This window comes from Clostridium pasteurianum (genome assembly GCF_001705235.1).
Classification (GTDB): Bacteria; Bacillota; Clostridia; order Clostridiales; family Clostridiaceae; genus Clostridium_S; species Clostridium_S pasteurianum_A.
In genome coordinates, this window is the sequence record NZ_MCGV01000001.1 from 3,760,302 (window position 1) to 3,779,431 (window position 19,130).

The 19,130-nt window shown below is 28.6% G+C and carries 18 protein-coding genes, 1 pseudogene and 1 riboswitch; of the genes and pseudogenes, 16 read left to right on the forward strand and 3 right to left on the reverse strand.

From position 1 onward, the window contains the following. Window positions 1-9 precede the first annotated feature (9 nt). Window positions 10-855 (reverse strand): patatin-like phospholipase family protein, encoded by an 846-nt coding sequence (locus tag BEE63_RS16825; protein WP_066022482.1) that lies wholly within the window; start codon window positions 853-855, stop codon window positions 10-12. A gap of 199 nt (window positions 856-1,054) precedes the next feature. Here BEE63_RS16825 and BEE63_RS16830 point away from each other — a divergent pair, with 199 nt between their 5' ends. The 4 genes and pseudogenes from BEE63_RS16830 to BEE63_RS16845 all read left to right on the forward strand — a co-directional run bounded on the left by BEE63_RS16830 (window position 1,055) and on the right by BEE63_RS16845 (window position 4,126). After that, window positions 1,055-1,849, forward strand: a complete 795-nt coding sequence (locus tag BEE63_RS16830) for a Cof-type HAD-IIB family hydrolase (RefSeq protein WP_066022483.1) — start codon at window positions 1,055-1,057, stop codon at window positions 1,847-1,849. 43 nt (window positions 1,850-1,892) lie between these two features. Then, window positions 1,893-2,987 (forward strand): glycoside hydrolase family 113, encoded by a 1,095-nt coding sequence (locus BEE63_RS16835; RefSeq protein WP_066022484.1) that lies wholly within the window; start codon window positions 1,893-1,895, stop codon window positions 2,985-2,987. 171 nt (window positions 2,988-3,158) lie between these two features. Beyond that, window positions 3,159-3,417, forward strand: a pseudogene (locus tag BEE63_RS16840) (transposase); the annotation flags it as partial. Window positions 3,418-3,595: 178 nt separating this feature from the next. Continuing rightward, window positions 3,596-4,126, forward strand: coding sequence for a dihydrofolate reductase family protein (locus tag BEE63_RS16845; protein ID WP_066022486.1), 531 nt, complete (start codon window positions 3,596-3,598; stop codon window positions 4,124-4,126). Window positions 4,127-4,796: 670 nt separating this feature from the next. Here BEE63_RS16845 and BEE63_RS16850 read toward each other — a convergent pair. Together BEE63_RS16850 and BEE63_RS16855 are read right to left on the reverse strand one after the other, a co-directional pair. Beyond that, window positions 4,797-5,582, reverse strand: coding sequence for a folate family ECF transporter S component (locus tag BEE63_RS16850; RefSeq protein WP_081312589.1), 786 nt, complete (start codon window positions 5,580-5,582; stop codon window positions 4,797-4,799). A gap of 124 nt (window positions 5,583-5,706) precedes the next feature. Further along, window positions 5,707-5,801, reverse strand: a riboswitch (THF riboswitch). Between the two features lie 58 nt (window positions 5,802-5,859). Beyond that, window positions 5,860-6,573, reverse strand: coding sequence for a L,D-transpeptidase family protein (locus BEE63_RS16855; protein ID WP_066022488.1), 714 nt, complete (start codon window positions 6,571-6,573; stop codon window positions 5,860-5,862). A 374-nt stretch (window positions 6,574-6,947) separates the two neighbouring features. On the opposite strand from BEE63_RS16855, the gene BEE63_RS16860 reads away from it, so the two are divergent. The 12 genes from BEE63_RS16860 to BEE63_RS16915 all read left to right on the forward strand — a co-directional run bounded on the left by BEE63_RS16860 (window position 6,948) and on the right by BEE63_RS16915 (window position 19,115). Continuing rightward, entirely contained in the window at window positions 6,948-7,439 is a 492-nt protein-coding gene (locus BEE63_RS16860; RefSeq protein WP_066022489.1) for a DUF4912 domain-containing protein, read from the forward strand. A 141-nt stretch (window positions 7,440-7,580) separates the two neighbouring features. Next, complete coding sequence (locus BEE63_RS16865; protein WP_066022490.1) at window positions 7,581-9,161, forward strand: glycoside hydrolase family 57 protein; 1,581 nt, start codon at window positions 7,581-7,583, stop codon at window positions 9,159-9,161. 114 nt (window positions 9,162-9,275) lie between these two features. Next, complete coding sequence (locus BEE63_RS16870; protein WP_066022491.1) at window positions 9,276-9,773, forward strand: QueT transporter family protein; 498 nt, start codon at window positions 9,276-9,278, stop codon at window positions 9,771-9,773. Between the two features lie 41 nt (window positions 9,774-9,814). Further along, window positions 9,815-10,777 (forward strand): restriction endonuclease, encoded by a 963-nt coding sequence (locus tag BEE63_RS16875; protein ID WP_066022492.1) that lies wholly within the window; start codon window positions 9,815-9,817, stop codon window positions 10,775-10,777. A 190-nt stretch (window positions 10,778-10,967) separates the two neighbouring features. Continuing rightward, on the forward strand, window positions 10,968-12,218 hold the full coding sequence (locus BEE63_RS16880) for a M16 family metallopeptidase (protein ID WP_066022493.1): 1,251 nt from the start codon (window positions 10,968-10,970) through the stop codon (window positions 12,216-12,218). 1 nt (window position 12,219) lies between these two features. After that, a complete protein-coding gene (recX, locus tag BEE63_RS16885) occupies window positions 12,220-12,861 on the forward strand; it encodes a recombination regulator RecX (protein ID WP_066022494.1) in 642 nt (213 codons plus the stop codon). Window positions 12,862-12,884: 23 nt separating this feature from the next. Continuing rightward, a complete protein-coding gene (locus tag BEE63_RS16890; RefSeq protein WP_066022495.1) occupies window positions 12,885-14,078 on the forward strand; it encodes a transglutaminase-like domain-containing protein in 1,194 nt (397 codons plus the stop codon). Window positions 14,079-14,322: 244 nt separating this feature from the next. After that, entirely contained in the window at window positions 14,323-15,453 is a 1,131-nt protein-coding gene (locus BEE63_RS16895; protein WP_066022496.1) for a glycosyltransferase, read from the forward strand. A gap of 13 nt (window positions 15,454-15,466) precedes the next feature. After that, window positions 15,467-15,862 carry a response regulator gene (locus tag BEE63_RS16900; protein WP_066022497.1) on the forward strand — a complete coding sequence of 132 codons (396 nt, stop codon included), beginning with the start codon at window positions 15,467-15,469 and terminating at the stop codon, window positions 15,860-15,862. Continuing rightward, the gene (locus BEE63_RS16905; protein ID WP_066022498.1) at window positions 15,828-17,078 is read left to right on the forward strand and encodes an oligosaccharide flippase family protein; all 1,251 of its coding nucleotides are present in this window, start codon (window positions 15,828-15,830) and stop codon (window positions 17,076-17,078) included. Before BEE63_RS16900 ends, BEE63_RS16905 begins: the two co-directional genes overlap by 35 nt. Further along, window positions 17,078-18,223 (forward strand): glycosyltransferase family 4 protein, encoded by a 1,146-nt coding sequence (locus tag BEE63_RS16910; protein WP_066022499.1) that lies wholly within the window; start codon window positions 17,078-17,080, stop codon window positions 18,221-18,223. Before BEE63_RS16905 ends, BEE63_RS16910 begins: the two co-directional genes overlap by 1 nt. 16 nt (window positions 18,224-18,239) lie before the next feature. Then, entirely contained in the window at window positions 18,240-19,115 is an 876-nt protein-coding gene (locus BEE63_RS16915; protein WP_066022500.1) for a glycosyltransferase family 2 protein, read from the forward strand. The last annotated feature ends 15 nt before the right edge of the window (window positions 19,116-19,130 follow it).

A 19,130-nucleotide genomic window follows, 5' to 3' on the forward strand; every position in this document is an offset into this window, starting at 1 on the left:
CATTTATTTTTAATTTAGGAAGTTAATTAAGTTTTCATAGTTTTTTTCAGCATCTTTATACCCTTGTAAATATAATGAATTTAATCTTTTTTGATTTTTTTCAACACGTCTTACATTGGGCGGAAGTTGGGGTCTTATAACAAATGCGCTGCCTTCATTTTCAAGCTTTTTTATATATGCTAAAGTTTCATTGTACAATTTATGTCTATTTAAAAGAGATTTACATAATCCTTTGAAATTAGAATATTTTTTAGAAAGAAGCCACTTATGATTGAAGGGTGCCTTTACGTAATTTGGATCTCTTGTGAGTATAATAACATTTTTTTTATTTCCGTCACTTATTGATTTTTTTATTGGTATTGGATCAGATATACCGCCGTCCATTAATATTTTATTATTTATTTTTACGGGTTTGGATATAAAAGGTAGACTGCTAGAAGCTCTTATAATATTTAAAATATCATCATTTGATGTTTTATCAAAATAAACTTCATTTCCGGTTAAGCAATCGGTTGTTCCTATAATAAGTTTTTGAGGTGAGGATGAAAAAGTTTCAAAATCGAAAGGAACAAGTTTATTTGGTACTTCATCGAATATAAAATCCATGTTAAATATAGACCTATGCTTAATAAAATTTTTTATACTTATATATCTTGGATCTGGGGCTAAATCCACGGTTACGGCCTTAGTTCTACCTCTTTGTTTTGACACGTATGAAGCAGCGTTACATGCGCCCATGGATACACCTGAGACATAAGGAAAGTATAAATTTTTATCCATAAAAAAATCGAGTATTCCAGCTGTATATACGCCTCTCATACCACCGCCTTCTAATATGAGTCCAATATTATTCAATTTAAACACCTGCCTTTAAATAAATTTTATAATAACTTAATTGCTGTTGTAAAGGAAAAGTTTGGAGGCTTGGTGCATTTTTTAACTTACACATTAAATGAAGCTAATGTTTTAAATTAGCGTAAAAGCAAACATTTATTTGAAATATGGCTTGAATGATATATAATCTTAATATAAGTGGTTCAGGGGAGGAATTATTATGGAAAATAGGAAGGCTGTATTTTTTGATATAGATGGTACATTAATAATGCATACGGATAAGGGAATGATATTGCCAGAAAGTACAAAGAAAGCCATAAAACAGCTTAGGAAAAATGGACACCTTACGTTTATTTGCAGTGGGAGACCTATAAGATTTGTTACTCAAGAGTTCCAAGGTATGTTTGATGGTTATGTTTGCTGCAATGGTACTTATCTTGTGTATGAAAATAAATGTATATATAATAAACTTATTGATGAAAATACGATTAAATTTTTAATTAAGGAGTTTAACAGATTAGGGATAAGTGCAAGCTTTAGTGGAGCTTATAACGGCTATTCTTATAATATGGATAAAAGTAAAATTTATGATATGAATAGATTTTATAAAAGAGGAGAGCCATACATGATAGAAAAGTGGCAAGTACAAGATGTAAAGGCTAATATGCTTGATGTTTTTTTAAAGAATAAAAATCATTTAGAAGAGTGCGCTGAATATTTTAAAGATAAACTTGTTTTTAACACTCATGAACCTTATTTATCGGCAGATGTTTCTTTTATAGATTGGGATAAGGCATGTGGAATAAAATATATTATAAAGTATATAGGAATTAATATTGATGATACTGTTGCTTTTGGAGATGGCAAAAATGATATTACTATGATTAAGACTGCAAAAAATGGTATTGCTATGGGAAATGCAGTGCCTGAGCTTAAGAAAGAGGCAAATATGGTAACAGATAGTGTTCTTCAAGATGGTATTTATAATGCGTTAAATAAACTTAAACTTATATAGAATTTTTACTAGAAGACTATAATTGATTGCGAGGTAAAATTAGTTGATAAAAAATAAGATAAAAATTTTAGGCGGTATTTGTAGTATTGTTTTAATTTTAGTTATATTATTAGGGATATTTCCGGGATCTAAAGCTTATATAGCATATTACTCTAACATAATGCATAAAAAGACGTTAAATAAAAGTTTCAATAATAAAATAAAATCGGGTGATTTATCTGTTGATTACACTATAGATCAAACGCTTAAGGATGTAGATGGTATGAAGCTTAATACTGTGAATGTTCCTATTGAAGTTGATATATCTGATTTAAATGCAAAGTCTATATCTGTAAATAAACAAAGCGAAGAAAAGGCGAAAAAGCTTATTGATGAGTTAAATAAAAGAAATATAAATGTTATATTAGAACCATATCCATGGATAAATAAAGGACAGGATTATGAAACTTCAATGAAGCCTACAGATGTAAATAAATTTTTTAGTACATGGAAAAATGATGTTATTGGTAAAATTATAGATGAGGTTGCTGTACCTAAAAGAGTCGATGCTTTGTGTATTGCTTCAAATTTTGTTAATCTCGAAAATTACAGTGATAAGTGGTGTAATATAATAGATTTTGCAAGGAGCAAATACAAAGGACTTATTACATATAAAACAAATTGGTGGTATACAGCTTCCTGGGATAATGAGTCAAAGGAAAAATTCAAAAAGAAACTTGATAACAAGATTTTTTCTAAGGTGGATTATATTTCTGTAGCAGCATATTTTGAGATTACAGGTAATGCTGTTAACAGTGTAGATTATATAAAAAACAGTCTTTATTCTACAACAATAAATAGTAGGGGACAGAGGATTGTAGATGAATTGAATGAGCTGCATAAAAAATGGAATAAGCCAATTTTCTTTGGAGAGCTTGGTTTTCCAAGAAGAAATTATGCATCACAATATCCATGGAATCCGCAACCGTCTAATGTAGAGAATGGACAGGAACAGGCAAGATGTTTTGAAGCTTACAAGCTTGTTTTTACTCAAAAATGGTTCATGGGATTTTCTGTCTTTGCAATTGGCAATAAAGTAGGTGAAAAGAATTATTATCCGTCAAATGAAAGTAAAAAGGTCATAAGAGGATGGTTTTAAAATAGTATGAAGTAACAGTATTTTGAAACATTAAATAAAACGCATAAGACTAAGCCCAAAATAATGAAAAGACTAAGAAATTTTAATAACTCGCTGAAAAGAAGCTCAGACAAATTAAAATTACTAAGTCTTTTCATTATTTGGAGCAAAGTCTTATTGAGTTATATTTAAATCGTTCTTAAAATATTGTTACTTCACGTAGAAGGTAAAGGCAAAGAATTTAGATTTTCTAAGGGGAAAGTGTGCCCAATTTGTGGCTCTGAAACTATATCAAGAAATGGTAAGTATAATGGTAAACAAAGATATATCTGCAACCTATAAAAGTAAGAAAACATTAGATAAGAGGCCTAAATATGCTAAGTACATGGTTAATGGATATTCTATTAGGAAGAGTGCTAAAGTTGTAGAAATTAATGTAGCACATTCGTATATCAAAATAAAAGACTTAAAAAATAGCGAGCCAATGTATGTATGACATATGCGATATATTGTAAGTTATGTTACAATAAGTGTCATTAAAAACTATAATTTAATGGAAAATAGTAAAATATTGTTTACTAATTATGTTTTAAAATTAGATTGAATTTTATAAATATGGAGGTTTATAGATGTTAAGCAATAGAAAATTAGTTCTATATATTGCAACAAGTTTAGATGGTTACATAGCGACAGAAGATGATTCCTTGGAATGGTTGTTTAAAACTGAAGGTGAAGGAGATAATGGATATTCTGAATTCTACAATACAGTTGATACTATTCTAATTGGTAGAAGAACTTATGACTGGATTATTGAAAAAGAAAAAGGTAAATTTCCTTATAAGAATAAAAAGTGTTATGTATTTTCTAAATCAGAAAAAGGTAAGAATGAAAATGTAGAATTTATTAATCAAGATGTAGTGGAATTTACAAATAAAATCAAAAGACTGGATGGAGGAAACATATGGCTTGTTGGCGGTGGTGTTCTTCTAAATTCTTTTATTAAAGAAAGGTTAGTTGACGAATTTATTATTACTATATCACCTACATTAATAGGTCATGGAATACCTTTATTTAAAAAAAATGATTTTGAGTTAGAACTAAAGTTAAAGGGGATAAGGAGGTTCAATCAATTTGTTGAACTCCATTACAAGATGAAATAAAACAAGTTTAAGCCTAAAATTCCGTAGGCACGGAGGAATTTTTTCCTTGTTTTACCCCTGAAGTGAATTAACATTGTTTAAGGAACAATTAAAAAGAATTCTAATAAATCTTGGTAAAAAAATCATAAAATGCTTAGAGTTTTGAATGATATCATACATAAGGTTTGAACCACAGGTTAAAGACGACTAGTACATTAATTGATTAAAAGATAAATGAGTCTAAGCCTAAAATTCCGTAGGTACGAAGGAATTTTTTCCTTGTTTTACTTTCAAGTGAATTAATATTACTGAAGGGACAATTAAAAAAAGTTCTAATAAATCTTGGTAAAAGAATCATAAAATACTTAGAGTTTTGAATGGTATTATACATAAGGTTTGAGCCACAGCACAGATTAATGACGATTAGTACATTAATTTATTTAAACGAGAAATGAGTCTAAGCCTAAAATCCCGTAGGTACGGAGGAATTTTTTCCTTGTTTTACTTTCAAGTGAATTAACATTACCGAAGGGACAATTAAAAAAAGTTCTAATAAATCTTGGTAAAAAAATCATAAAATACTTAGAGTTTTGAATTTGTTTGAACGTTAGTGAGTTATTCAAAACTCTTAGTATTTTATGATTTTTTTATCTTAGATTTATAGAACTTTTTTTATGTCCCTTCGGTAATGTTAATTCACCCCCAAAGCTTTTTTGTCTGCAAAATTATATAAATACATAAGCATTGATAACAAATATGCATTTAACATGGTCATAAGAATTGTTTGTACAATTCTAGGAAGCCATAAAATCATGAAGCCACTTGCAGCTAAAGCTGGGGTAAAAACTAGCATGAAAATTGTATTTAAAGTTGAAACTATTATTCCTGAAATTCCAATTGACATTATGAGTTTAAAAAAATTATTGCATAAGTAATAATTTTTTTTCGATTTCTTTTCAATAATTTCATTTAACATGAAGACGGTCATGCCAAGTAATGCTATTAAGATAAAGCCAATACCTGTATACTGAGATTTTTTACCGAGACTAGTAAGTACTCTTGCAATAGGTAGGTTGTACAAAAATTTTATAAGTATATAATTGACCATTCCGGAAATGAAAATTATTGAGAAAAATAAGACGTATATTTTTTTCAATATGCTTATAGATTTTAATTTTATATTTTTCCAAAATAGAGCAGGAAGAAAACCGGCAATTATATTTGTAAGTGTAAAAATAGGCATATAAGCTCCTGTCGGTTTCATTAGAAAACCGAGTATGTCACTGGCACCACCTGCAATAGCACCATAAAATGGTCCAAATAACAATCCTGGTAGAATGTAAAAAATAGCACTGAAGTTTATTTTCATAATCACAATTCCACCACCAGTTAGTGAAATACCAATAGTTTTTAATATAATTGAAAGTGCTATACATAAAGCTGTAGTTATAAGGAATTTTGTACTTCTTTTATTCATTATTTTATTACTCCTATCTTAGTTATTACGCAGCTTAACTAAAAAATAAAAAGCCTCCTTTCCTCCTTAATGCTTGCCACATTAAAGAGAAAAAAAGGCAAATGTTCCAAAATCCCTTTAATGTAACAGCGGAAGCAACATTGCACCGCAAGACTAAGTCTTTTCGTTTAGAGACAACTTCCCATCCTCTAACACTTTACGCACAATATCTACTCTGCTACGTTTAACTCGATTATAAGAAATATATAATTAATTGTCAATACATGTATTTGAATTTTTATTCAACCAAATTAACACCTAGCTTTTTATAAAAGTTTTTATCGATAGTGTCTGATACATATATATTGTTATCTTTTTGAAATTTATGTATACAGTATTTCATTCCATCTCCATAAATTCCATCTGGTTTTCCTTTATAATATCCTCTTTCTGCTAAAAGTTTTTGTATTTCATAAACATCAGCACCCCGCATACCTGGTTTTATAGTTCTGAGATATGAACCAAAATTTCCATAAGGACCTCCTTGTACAATTACTTTAGTACCAACAGGAGTTATTCTATAAAGTTCTCTTACATCTTTGTTTCTCATTCGTATGCAGCCATGTGAAGCATTCCATCCAATTGAGTTTGGATAAATTGTACCATGTATTCCATATCTACCCCATGGAACATTGAAGCCCATCCATCTTCCTCCAAATCCTTCTCCCCATGTATCCTTACCAACAATAGTCCATGTACCTATTGGTGAAGGCGTAGATGGTTTTCCGCCAGAAATGTCATAAGTTTTTAATAATTTATCGTGCTGAAAGACACAGAGTTTGCTAGTTTGTACATCTACTACTATGAGTATTTTTTCTTTTGGTATATATCCGGAGATTGTAGAGCTTACGGTACTCATCTTATAAAATGTTATTACAAGTATAATTTCAATAATTAAAACAGATATTAATATTATTAGGATTTTTTGAAACTTTGAAAGTTTTAATTTCAATTTTTTGTCTTCCCCCTCAAATAAATTTTTTAAGTATATGTACACATGTACAAGAAAATCAAATTTTAGTAAAAAAAAATCTATAATTAATTTATATTTTTTAAGTTCTATTAATATACTAAATTTTCATAAAGTATACAGAATAAAGATACATTGGATAAAATGGACACTGAATATATAATCTTCTAATTGCTGTGTATTATAGTGGGGAGGTTGCACGTGACATGTTTATATTTTTAAGCTATAATAATTTTAGGAGAAATGAACAAAAATAGGGTAGTAAATTATTCTTGTTAAATTTTTGATTTATATGGGGAATTTTCGCATATTTCAAAATTGTTTTTCATTAAAAATTGTTGCAAAGGGGTGGTTATATGATGGAGAATGATGAAACTAAATTAGTGCTTCTAGTTCAAAATGCTTACAATGTATTTTGCTATTTTAATGTATCACCTATTACTATTAAAGAATTTGAAGATAGATATGGAGAAAATTCGTGGCAAAATTCGAAACCTGTTTTAAAGGTATATGAAATCTCAGATGGAAGTGCTTGTGAAATTAAAACTATTTACATAGATCCTGTGGCTGATAATTGGTATATAAAGCTTGATAAAGATGATGTAGATGTTTTTGTTAAGCTTGGAAGAATCCTGCCAAATGATGATTTTGAAGCCATAGCTGTTTCGAATACTGTTACAACACCTAGAAATCATATATCAGGTGATTCGGCGGTGTATTATGTAGATGTCTCTGAAAATTTTGTTAATCCAGAGGGAAAGGTGCCAATATATAATAAAAAAGTGAATAAAAAAGCCATCCATAAAGAGCCTAAACCATATCCCTTTATGGAGAGAAAAAAAAATTAGGAGATATCCTCATATAATTTTACAATCTCATACCTATTACAACAAATACTTCCAGCAACAAATGGAACGAAATGAAGAAAAATATTGCAAAATGTCACCTGGATCATCAATTGTCAAAAAATTGTAACGGAGGGGATAATTTTGAAAAAGGGATATGTTAATTTTGTTTTGCACAGTCATATGCCATTTATAAGGCATCCAGAGATAAAGGATTCTCTTGAAGAAAGATGGCTTTTTGAGGTAATGAGTGAGTGTTATATTCCACTTATTCAAGTATATGATAGTCTTTTAGAGGATAAAGTGAAATTTAGAATGACAATGTCAATAACGCCGCCGCTTATGTCAATGCTTCAAGATGAATATTTGAATTCTAGATATTTGAATTATCTTAATAAAACCATAGAACTTTCAGAAAAAGAGATAGTACGAACTAAAAATCATAGAGAAAAAAATAAGGTTGCACTTTTTTATAATGAAAGAGCTAGAAGTATAAAATCAACATATGAAAAATACGAAAATAATCTTATGAATGCATTCAAGAAGTACGATAAATTAGGATGTGTGGAAATAATCACTTGTTCAGCGACTCATGCCCTGCTGCCTCTTATTTTAATAAATCCAGAGGCTGTTAAAGCACAGATAGCTACAGGTGTTCAATATTATATAGATGTAATGGGTCATGAGCCTAATGGAATATGGCTTCCAGAGTGTGCATATGCTTATGGAATTGATAATATACTTAAGGAATTTGGAATAAAGTATTTTATTTCTGAAAGTACTGCAATTAATTATGCATCACCTAGACCTATGTATGGTACTAATGCCCCTATAGCAGCACCAAGTGGTGTGTGTGCTTTTGGGAGAGATATGGATTCATCATATCAGGTATGGAGTGATTTTATGGGATATCCTGGAGACTTTAATTACAGAGAGTTTTATAGAGATATTGGGTTTGAACTTCCTATGGATTACATTAAACCATACATTAATGAAAGTGGAATAAGAGTTGATACTGGGTTTAAGTATTATAAGATAACGGGAAATACAGAAGAAAAAGATATTTACAATAGAGAAAATGCTATGCAGAAAGTTTGGGATCATGCATCACATTTTGCTAGGTGCAGGCATGATCAAATAAATGCTGCAGCCGATAATATGGATAAACCGCCTATAATAACATGCCCTTATGATACGGAGCTATATGGACATTGGTGGTTTGAAGGACCGGATTTTATAAATGCATTCATAAGAAAGAGTGCAGAGGAGTGGACTTCATATGAGCTTATAACTCCAACTGAATATTTAAAGAAAAATGCTATGGTTCAGTGTAGTACCCCTAGCCCATCAAGTTGGGGAGAAAATGGAGATTATTCGGTATGGGTAAATCCATCTAATCATTGGATATACAAGGATATTCATAATTGTGAGGAAATAATGATAAGACTTGCGAACACTTATGATAAACCTTCTAAGCTTCAAGAAAGAGCTTTAAATCAAGCTTCAAGAGAACTTATGCTTGCAGAATCTTCTGATTGGTCATTTATAATAAAAAATAATACAACTGTCGATTATGCTATAAAAAGAATAAATACTCATATTGATAGATTTATGAGACTTTATGATGAAATAACTAAAAATACAGTTGAAGAAAAACAGTTGAAGAAAATTGAGAATATGGATAATATATTTCCTAAAATCAACTACAGAATATATAAAAAATAAAAATATAGTTTTAAATGAGTGCTAAGGTAGGCACTTATTTAAAACTATGTTAAAATAGAAGAGACAGTTCGAAACCATCCTGTCTATAAATAAAACTATGGAGGTAAATTGACATTGAGTAGAAGAACTTTGAAAATTTTAATAGTAAATGCTTTTGTAGCTGCACTTTATGCAGCACTTACCATATATTTATATTTTTTGAGTTATGGTCAGATTCAAGTAAGAGTGGCAGAAGCACTAACAATATTGCCGTTTTTTTCGGGATATTATATAATAGGTATTACACTAGGGTGTTTTATAGCGAATATTTTTAGCATGATGAAACTCGATATGATATTTGGAACTTTGGCTACGTTTATAGGAGCGTGTCTAACATATTTTATTGGAAAAAGTAATATAAAGTTTAAAAAATATATTGCTCCATTACCACCAGTGATATCTAATGCGGTGATAATAGGTATAGAATTAAAAATGGTACAGCATACTCCGTTTCTAATAAATGCAGTTTGGGTTGCACTAGGAGAGATAATATCATGTTTTTGCCTAGGAATTCCATTATTGTCTTTCTTGAAGAAAAGTAAGGCATTAAATAAAATAATAACTTTCAAGTAATAAAGTAATAATACAAGGTTTAAAAGATTGGGGAGATTTGAGTGGCAAATTGGTGGATGATTAGTAGTATTAATGGAAATGAAAATTTATTAACTAAATGGACAAGTAATGGCGTAATAACTTTCGGATTTCCTGAAATCGGTAATCCTATGGAGTATGATACCAAGGATAAACTTTTAATTAAGTGTGATGAAGTATATAGTAAGGAAACACCTATGATGAGAATTCAACGCGAAGGTTACATATGGAAGTTTTCTAGAGAAATTGCTAAAGGAGACAGGGTGATTTCATATGATCCTCAAGATAAAGAGTATTATATAGGAACTGTAGATTCAAATTATGAATATAATCCTAAAGAATGGCCTAAATATCCAAGTATGTTCAGGGTAAAGTGGATTAATAAACATATAAGTGAAAGCTCTATGTCTAAGAATCTCAGAGCATCATTAAGTTCAAGTAGTCCTATTTTTATGGTATTCGGCTGTGAAGCAGAAATGGGAAGACTTATTGTTTCTAGCGGTAGTGCTGATGAAATATTAAAGAAGGAAAAGAAATTATATAATGATGCTGTTCAATGTGTTAAAAATATAGTTTATAGTATGGATAAAAATAAATTTGACTCAGTACTAAAAGATATTTTAACCGCAATGGATTATAAAGTAAGTTCACAATTTGATAATGATAATAAAAATTCATATCTTATTGTAAATGAGGATAAACTTAAGTTTACTAAAAATATAATAAGAGTATGTATCTTAGAGAATAAGGATATAGTTGAAAGTGAAAATATATTAAATATAATATCAAAATATAGTGATCAGATAAGCAATTATTTGATAGTTACCGATAAGCCTATAGAGAAGGAGATATTGGCTGAGGTGACTAAAAAGTATTTTATAATAAATATGTCAGGTAAAGATATGGTAAAAGCTATGTTCTGTTATTATGATAAATTGGATAGTAAAATAAAAAATGTTCTTTTATTAAAGAAAATGTATATCTAATAATTTATAAAAATGAAGTTTACAATTTTGCAAAATATAAATGATTTTAAGGGAAGTTATAAATACTTCCCTTAATTTAAGTTGTTTCTATTTTTCTATATCATTTTTATGTGAATTTGAGGTATAATTTATTTTGTGGATTTATATTAAATATAAATTGGTAGTTTAGTTATAAATGAAGGAGAAGTTAATGAACAACAATATTTTTGATTCAAGAGAATTTAGGTTGGATAATGGACTGAAGATTATTTCTATAAGAAAAAAAACAGCATTGTTTTCACTGCATGTTGGTGTTAAAATTGGTTCTATATATGAAAAGAATAATGAAAAAGGTGCTTCACATTTTATAGAACACATGCTTTTTAAGGGAACTAATGAATTTAGCAATAGAGAAATAAATGAAAAATTTGAAAACCTTGGTGGAGAATATAATGCGTACACCGATTATAATTGTACAGTATATAGTGTAACTGCGCTTCATGAAGAGCTAAACAATGCTGTAGAATTAGTTTCTGATATGTTAAAAAAACCATCATTTGATAAAGATGAGTTTAAAAAAGAGAAGAAAGTTATATTATCAGAAATAAACAGCAGCAAGGATGATATAGAAGATTATTGTTATACTAAAGTGCATGAAATTGGATTTTCTAATAGTCCGCTAAAGTATGATACAATAGGTACAAAATTAAATGTACAAAATTTCACGAGAGAATTCATAGTCAATTTTTATAAAAAATATTACTTGCCTAATAATTCTTTTATAGTTATTGTGTCAATGATGGAACATGATGATATATTTAATTTAGTGAACAAGTATTTCGGGGATTGGAAAAGCGGGGAAGTTAAACAAGATAATATAATTGTTGAAAAAAATATACCTTGCAGGGTAACTTCAAGCAAAAGTGATATATCTCAAAGCAGTATAATATATATGTTTACTGTCCATAATTTAAATAGGTTTGAGGAAACAGCCTTAAAGATATTAAATTATAAATTAGGGGAAAGTGCAAACAGCATACTTTTCAGAGAAATAAGAGAAAATAAAGGACTTGCTTATGATATATATTCTGAATTAAATTTATCCAAGTATGTAAAAACTATGTACATTTATACTGCTGTAAGTAGTGAAAATATTAAGGAAACAATTGAAAGTATAAATAATGCTATAGAAAAGATCAAGACAGAGCCGGATGTTCTTAATGATGATTCTATTGTACTTATGAAAAAGGTTTTAAAAACTTCTATAGCTTTTACATTAGAGGATACTACAGATATTGGCAATTATGTCCTTCACCAGTGCATGGATGACGAAGATATATATGAATTCTTGAAGGATGTGAATTATGTTGATACTATAAAGAGTGAAGATGTAAGAAAAATTGCATGTAGAGTTCTTAAAGATCCTTCAGTATATATAGTAAAGTCTAAAGGAAGTGTTTAGTATGGATAATGCTATAACAAAGATAGAAGTTCAGAAGAAGAAAAAAGATAGGGTAAATGTATATGTTGATGGAGAATATTCATTTTCATGCAGTAGTGAACTTGTATATATAAATGGACTTAAAAAAGGCAAGATTATTGATATGAATTATCTTGAAGGTTTAATTGAAGAAGATAATTATTTGTATGCTAAAAGTAAGGCTCTAACTTTTATTGAAAAGACATTTAAAACAGAAAATGAAATAGAAGTTAAACTTCAAAAGTATAATTTTAATGATAAAATAATAAGGCGGGTTATAGAATTTTTAAGGGATTATAAGTTTGTTGATGATTCTAAGTATGCTGAAGTTTATATAAAAGAGAAAGCTAAAAAATATGGAAAATCAAAGATAAGGTATGAGCTTAAGCGAAAGGGAATAAAGGATAATATTATAGACGAAAAGTTAAATGAATACCATGATAATGATGAAGCCTATGTAGAGGGTATGCGAAAAATGGCTATAAAAAAGTATAACTCATTAATAAGAGTAGAAGAAGATAAATTTAAAATAAAGAGAAAGGTAGGCAGCTATTTACTTGGAAGAGGATACTCATGGAATGAAATAGGTGAGGTTTTAAAGGAAATTTTTGTTGAAAATTATTAAAGGTCAATATTGAGGTGATTAAATTGAAAGCAAATCCAATAACTTTAATTTTGATATTTGCATTTTTCTTTCCAATTGTAAGAGGATTTTTGTTTAAATTTTCTTCTTATGATTTAAAGAGAGATACTGAAAATTTAGTAAATAGCATAGCATTTATTGCTGCCATTTTTGTAGGAATAAAATATTCAAAAGTTATATTTTTAAATAGTCAGGGAAGTAAGTTATATAAACTTATTCCTCAAAATATAACGGAACTTATTGCAAATAAACCATATATACTATATTTTGTAGTTGCACCCATATTTGTATATATAGTATATAAGCTTATTAGTTTGATACTAAGTTTGCTTGCTAGATTTGTATTTTTTAATATATATGATGGACTTGATAAAGTTATTTCTAACAAGAGCAATATTGTGAAAAGAATTTTAGGTTCAATTGTTCAGATTCCAAGGGGAATTTGTTATCTTATAACTGTTCTTATTTTGTTTAATGCAATTTCTATAATAAGTCCAGGCGCAAAGATGAATAGTTATCTAAAGGGATCAAATGTATACACTTATTTGTGTAAAAAAGTCATAGTTCCGGTAACTAATTCAAGTGTAGCTAAGAATTTGCCTGATATTTTGGACAATTCCTTTAAAATTGTAGCTAAAACAGGAAATGCAACTAAAGAAGCAAATGAATCAAATAGTACAAATAATAATATTAATAGTGAAAATGAAGGCTCTAATGTAGTTGTTTATTATAATGGAGTAACATTGGATGAAGGTATAAAATCTGATTCTGAAATTGATAGTTTTGCTAGAAATTTAACTTATAATTCAAGTGGAACCTTAAATAAGGCTAGAAAGCTATATAACTGGGTAGGATATAATATAAATTATGATTATGATAAAGCAAATAGTGTTTTAAATAATAATTATGATGTTAAATCAGGTGCTATACCTACATTTAATACTAGAAAAGGAATATGCTTTGATTATTCTTGCCTTTATGTAGCTATGGCAAGAGCGAATAATATGAAAGTTAGGCTTGTAACGGGAGAAGGGTTTAATGGAGCTTCATGGGTAAGCCATGCATGGAATCAAGTCTATGTTCCTGAGAGCGGAAAGTGGATAAACGTAGATACTACTTTTGCAAGAGGTGGAGATTATTTTAATAATGGATCTTTTGATATAGATCATAGAAATGCAAAGGTAATTGGAGAATGGTAAATTAGTAAATTTACTGGATAGGCTATACAAAATGGGCTGCCATCTGTTAGTTAACAGAGGCGGTCTAATTTTGTATAGCCTATTTTTTATGCAAAGGTATAACCAAATTTAAGCAGAATATTTTACAATGTTTGATATTAAGGCTAAATTATGATATAATTTGTTAAAGATAGACATAAATGAAAGAAAATCTAATTAAATTACAGTATATTACAAGCTAGACACCTGCGGGGGGTGGTGGAATTTGAATAATAAAATACTTATAGTAACTGATGGAAAGAGAAATATAAAGTATAATGATATACTTACTTTTTATGATAATGATATATTTAATTTGGACAAGCTTAATTTTATAAAAGAGTTCGTATATTCTATGGTTATAATAGATGCTAGTGATCCTATAAAGTGTGCTGATGCTGGGAACATTATAAGGCTATCAAACATGTGGATTCCAATACTTATTGTTGTAGATGTTAAAACGTCTTTAAAAACAGAATTATATTATTTAAACAGTATAAAGGGACTTGGTCAAATAAAGCTTCTTAGATGGAAGGAAAAATATCCATATGAAATTGTAGATGGTGTTCAAAATATTTTAAAGCCAATGTATTATATAAAACCATACAATATAGCTGTAGTTATTCCAGTATATAATGAAGAATCTAGAATTAGTTATGTATATGATTTTATAAGTAAAATAAAGATTATGATAGAAAAAGGTTTTACTAATGCTAGTATCTTTTTTTTAAATGATGGAAGTACAGATGAAACTGATGGATTAGTCAATAAAATTTTAAAACATTATAAGGAAAATGTAGAGTGGATAGATGATAAGGCAAGTATATCGTATTATAAGTTAGACTATAACACTAAAAAAGCAGGTACATATATACAGGCACTTAGCTATATACGTGCAGATACTATAATTTTTGTAGACTCTGACGATTCATTTAAGATTGAAGATATATCTCTTATGCTAAATATAATTAAATTAGGATATTACGATATGGTTATTGGAACTAAAGATAAAACGGCAGAGGATAGAAATATTATAAGGAGAATTATAAGTTTCCTAAAGAGGCATATTACTAAGCCCTTGCTTCCTAATAAAGTAGATGATTCTCAGACAGGGTTAAAGGTAATGAGCTGGAATTGTGCTAAATATATACTGCCATATTTACATTGGGATATGCAGCTTGCTATAGATCTTGAGATGCTGTACATTGCAAAAAAGCTTAATTTTAGAGTATTTCAACTTGCTGTGAAGTGTATAGATAGGGAAGGCTCTCATGTGAATATAGTAAAGGACTCTTTTAAATTTGTTAAAAATATTTTTAAAATAAAGAAATTTCATGGGAATATGAATTCATATTAAGGGGGGAAAATTTATGTACAAAAATTCAATATTATTTGTTGATGATGTAAAATTTATCTTAAAAACTCTTGATGGTCTTTTAAAAAATGAAAAATTCAATAAATTTTATGCGTCAAGTGCGCAGGAAGCTTTAGAAATACTTGAGGACGATGATATTGATGTAATAGTAACAGATATACTTATGCCTGTAACAAATGGCCTACAGCTGCTGCAAATTGTTAAAAATAAATACCCTAAAGTAGTAAGAGTTGCATTATCGGGAAATTATAATTCTTCATTTATAATAGATGCTATAAATAAGGGAGAAGTTTATAGGTACCTAACAAAGCCATTAAATTTACAGGGAAATTATAAAAAAATACTAAAGGAAACTATTGAATATTCAGAGTATCTCAAATCAGCTAGGTAAACAAAAAAAACTTCAAGAAATAATATTCCCTATATTTGATGTTAGCTTAAATGGAGTGAATTATTTTTTTCACATATTTGTAAGCTGGTACTTGATTCCGGATGATTATGGAAAGCTTAATTCACTTCTATCACTAATTTCAATTCTTACAGTCATAGGAGTTTCTTTTCAAACATATACAGCAAAATATATATCCAGTAATAAGGATTCAAAATCTAATTTAAAAGGTATATTTAAAAGTTCAACAGTATGTTTCTTTATTTTTACGGCTTTTATACTTCTTTTTTCTCCAGTACTGATTAGAACTACAAAAAGCGATTTTATAAGTATTGTCATTATAATTTTAATACTTGGTTCAAATATATTTTTAAGTGTTATAAGAGGAATTTTTCAGGGAACAAAAAACTTTTTTATTCTTAACATAAGTTTCTACATAGAAGTACTTTTTAAAATTTTAGCATTGTTTTTATTATTACGGAATAAGAGCAATATATATTCAGTGCTTTTGGCTATATTGTTTGGTATGATTTTTTCACTAATTCATGGTGTATATAAAGCTAGAAGGTTTTTAAATCTGAAACAAGAGGTAAGTGAGATTAAGGGAATTGCAGTACAAGTTACGAATATTTACATAGCAAATTTCTTTTTTAATTTTTTTACTTCTATTGATATGATAATGGTTAATTATTATTTACCTAGAAGTTCAGGTATATTTGCAGTTGTTTTAAAATATAATCAGCTTTTGACATTTGCATCCTCCAGTATATTTACTGTATTTATTCCTTTGCTTACTGAAAAACTTTATGATAGGAAAAAGTTCAATAAGTGTATTAAAAATTTGTTTCTCATAATGGTAGGAGTAAGCATTTTTACACTTATATTTTATAAATTTGTAATGCCGTATACGGTGACAATTTTCTTTGGAAAACAGTATGCACATGCAAAAGATTATTTCTTTATTGGAATAATTTCATATATTTTCTTGAGCTTTATTTTTATAATAATCAATATTTATATAATAATTGAGAAGTGGATACATTTTATAGTTCTTTTCATAGCTTCTATTGCTTTTATGATTATTATAGCTTTACATCATGAAAATATAACATCCATTTTTTATATTGAAATTATTTTCTACGCAGTGCTATTTTTCATACTTTTAATGAGTGTTATACATGTCTTAAAGCCTAAAAAAGTAGAAGGAGGAAAAGAGTAGTGAAAGATAATAAAATTAACATACTGTTTTTATCATGGAGGGATATAAAATGTCCGAAAAGTGGTGGAGCTGAAGTATTTACTCATGAAATGCTTAAAAGGCTTAACTTTGACAAATATAACATAACACATTTTTCTCCAATATTTGAAGGCGCAAAGAGTGAGGAAATAATAGATAATATAAGCTATATAAGGCGTGGAAACATTTTATCTGTGATAAGAGAGGCAAAAAAGTATTATAAATTAAATGAAAAAACAATTGACTTTGTGGTGGATCAGTGTAATACTCATAAATTTTTCACTCCACTGTGGGTTCCTAAAGAAAAAAGAATATTTTTTATACATCAATTAACAAGAGAAATATGGTATGAGAATGCTAAATTTCCTATTAGTTTTTTGGGATATTTGTCGGAGACTCCCACACTGAAATTATATAAAAATGACTATACTATTACGGTATCGGCATCAACTAAAAATGACTTAATAGACATAGGGTTTAATAAAGATAAGGTACATATTTTTCCAGAGGGACTCAACTTTAAGCCTTGGAACAGTGAAAAATTTATTGAAAAAGATAACTCAGATATTTTTGGATATGTAGGTCGTTTTGTGAATTATAAAGGCATAGATGCGGCGGTTAAAGCTTATTCAATTATAAAAAAGAAACATACACAGAGTAAGCTTTGGATTATTGGCAAGAAAAATGATGTCTATATTGAAGAAAAGTTAGTGCCTGTATTTAAAGAAAATAATATATCTTATGGCGACAGAGATGAAAATAGAGATGTTACTTTTTTTGGTTTTGTAACTGATAAAGAAAAACTTACTTTGATGAGTAAGATGAAAGCACTTTTGTTTCCGTCATCACGTGAAGGTTTTGGATTAACAGTAATAGAAGCTGGAGCTGTAGGTACACCAACTATAGTGTACAATTCTAAAGGATTAGTTGATGCAGTAGACCAAGGAAAGGCAGGATATATTTGCAAAGAAAATACACCAAAGGATTTGTGTTCAATCATGAGCAGGGTTATAGAGGATAAAACTGAGTATAACTTAGTAAGGGAGAAAGCTTATGATTTTTCACTCAAATTTAATTGGGATAATACATCAATATGTTTTGATAAATTCATAAACTATATAAAATAAAAGGGGAGAAATAGATTTGGATGAAATAGTATCAATAGTTTTCTCAACTTATAATAATAAGGAAAGTGCATTAAAGTGCATTGAAAGTTGTTTGAAACAAAAATATGATAAGCTTTATGTAATAGCAGCAGATGATGGTTCAGAGGATGGTTCTAAGGAGGCATTTTCTAAAATTGCAAATAAGGAAGATAGATTTAAATTTATATCACTTGAACATAAAGAACGTGGTGCAGCTAGAGAAAAAGCAATAGCATTAGCAAGAAAATTAAATAGTAAATATATATACATAATAGATTCGGATATGTTTTTAGAGGACGAGCTCGTAGAAAAATGTATTGATTTTTTTCATAAAAATAAAAAGGTAGGAGCACTTATAATACCTGAAGTAGCCTTTTCAAACTATAAAAATTTTTATTCTAAGGTTAAGGTTTTCGAGAGAAATACAATAAATAATTCAGGAGGTAATATAGGTAAAAACTCTATAGAAGCAGCACGATTTTGGAGAATAGATGCTTATGATCTATCTGGGAGAATAAACCCCAATCAAATCTCTTTTGAAGAAACGCAGCCTACTATAAGATATATGGAAAAGGGCGGAATGATAAAGAGGGCTGTATTTACAAAAGTTTACCACGATGAAAAGTTTGTTACATTGGGAAATTTATTAAAAAAGAAAAAGTACTATTTTTCTGTAATGGACAAGACAATTCAGTCTGAAAAGAATGGCTTTATGAAAACTCTTAAACGATGGTATTTTTTTAGACCAGTGCTTTATAGAAAAAGTAACCTTAAAAGATATATGAAGCATCCCATTTTAACTTTAGGCATAATAAACATGTATATTATCTTAACAATTATAGGAGTAATTCAAATTATAAAGCATAAAAAGTGAGGAATTTTTACAATA

Excerpts from the sequence above, each read along its gene's own strand:
- BEE63_RS16830 (WP_066022483.1), top strand. The coding sequence starts at position 1,055 with ATGGAAAATAGGAAGGCTGTATTTTTTGATATAGATGGTACATTAATA.
- BEE63_RS16845 (WP_066022486.1), top strand. The coding sequence starts at position 3,596 with ATGTTAAGCAATAGAAAATTAGTTCTATATATTGCAACAAGTTTAGAT.
- BEE63_RS16850 (WP_081312589.1), bottom strand. The coding sequence starts at position 5,582 with ATGAATAAAAGAAGTACAAAATTCCTTATAACTACAGCTTTATGTATA.
- BEE63_RS16860 (WP_066022489.1), top strand. The coding sequence starts at position 6,948 with ATGATGGAGAATGATGAAACTAAATTAGTGCTTCTAGTTCAAAATGCT.
- BEE63_RS16880 (WP_066022493.1), top strand. The coding sequence starts at position 10,968 with ATGAACAACAATATTTTTGATTCAAGAGAATTTAGGTTGGATAATGGA.
- recX (WP_066022494.1), top strand. The coding sequence starts at position 12,220 with ATGGATAATGCTATAACAAAGATAGAAGTTCAGAAGAAGAAAAAAGAT.
- BEE63_RS16900 (WP_066022497.1), top strand. The coding sequence starts at position 15,467 with ATGTACAAAAATTCAATATTATTTGTTGATGATGTAAAATTTATCTTA.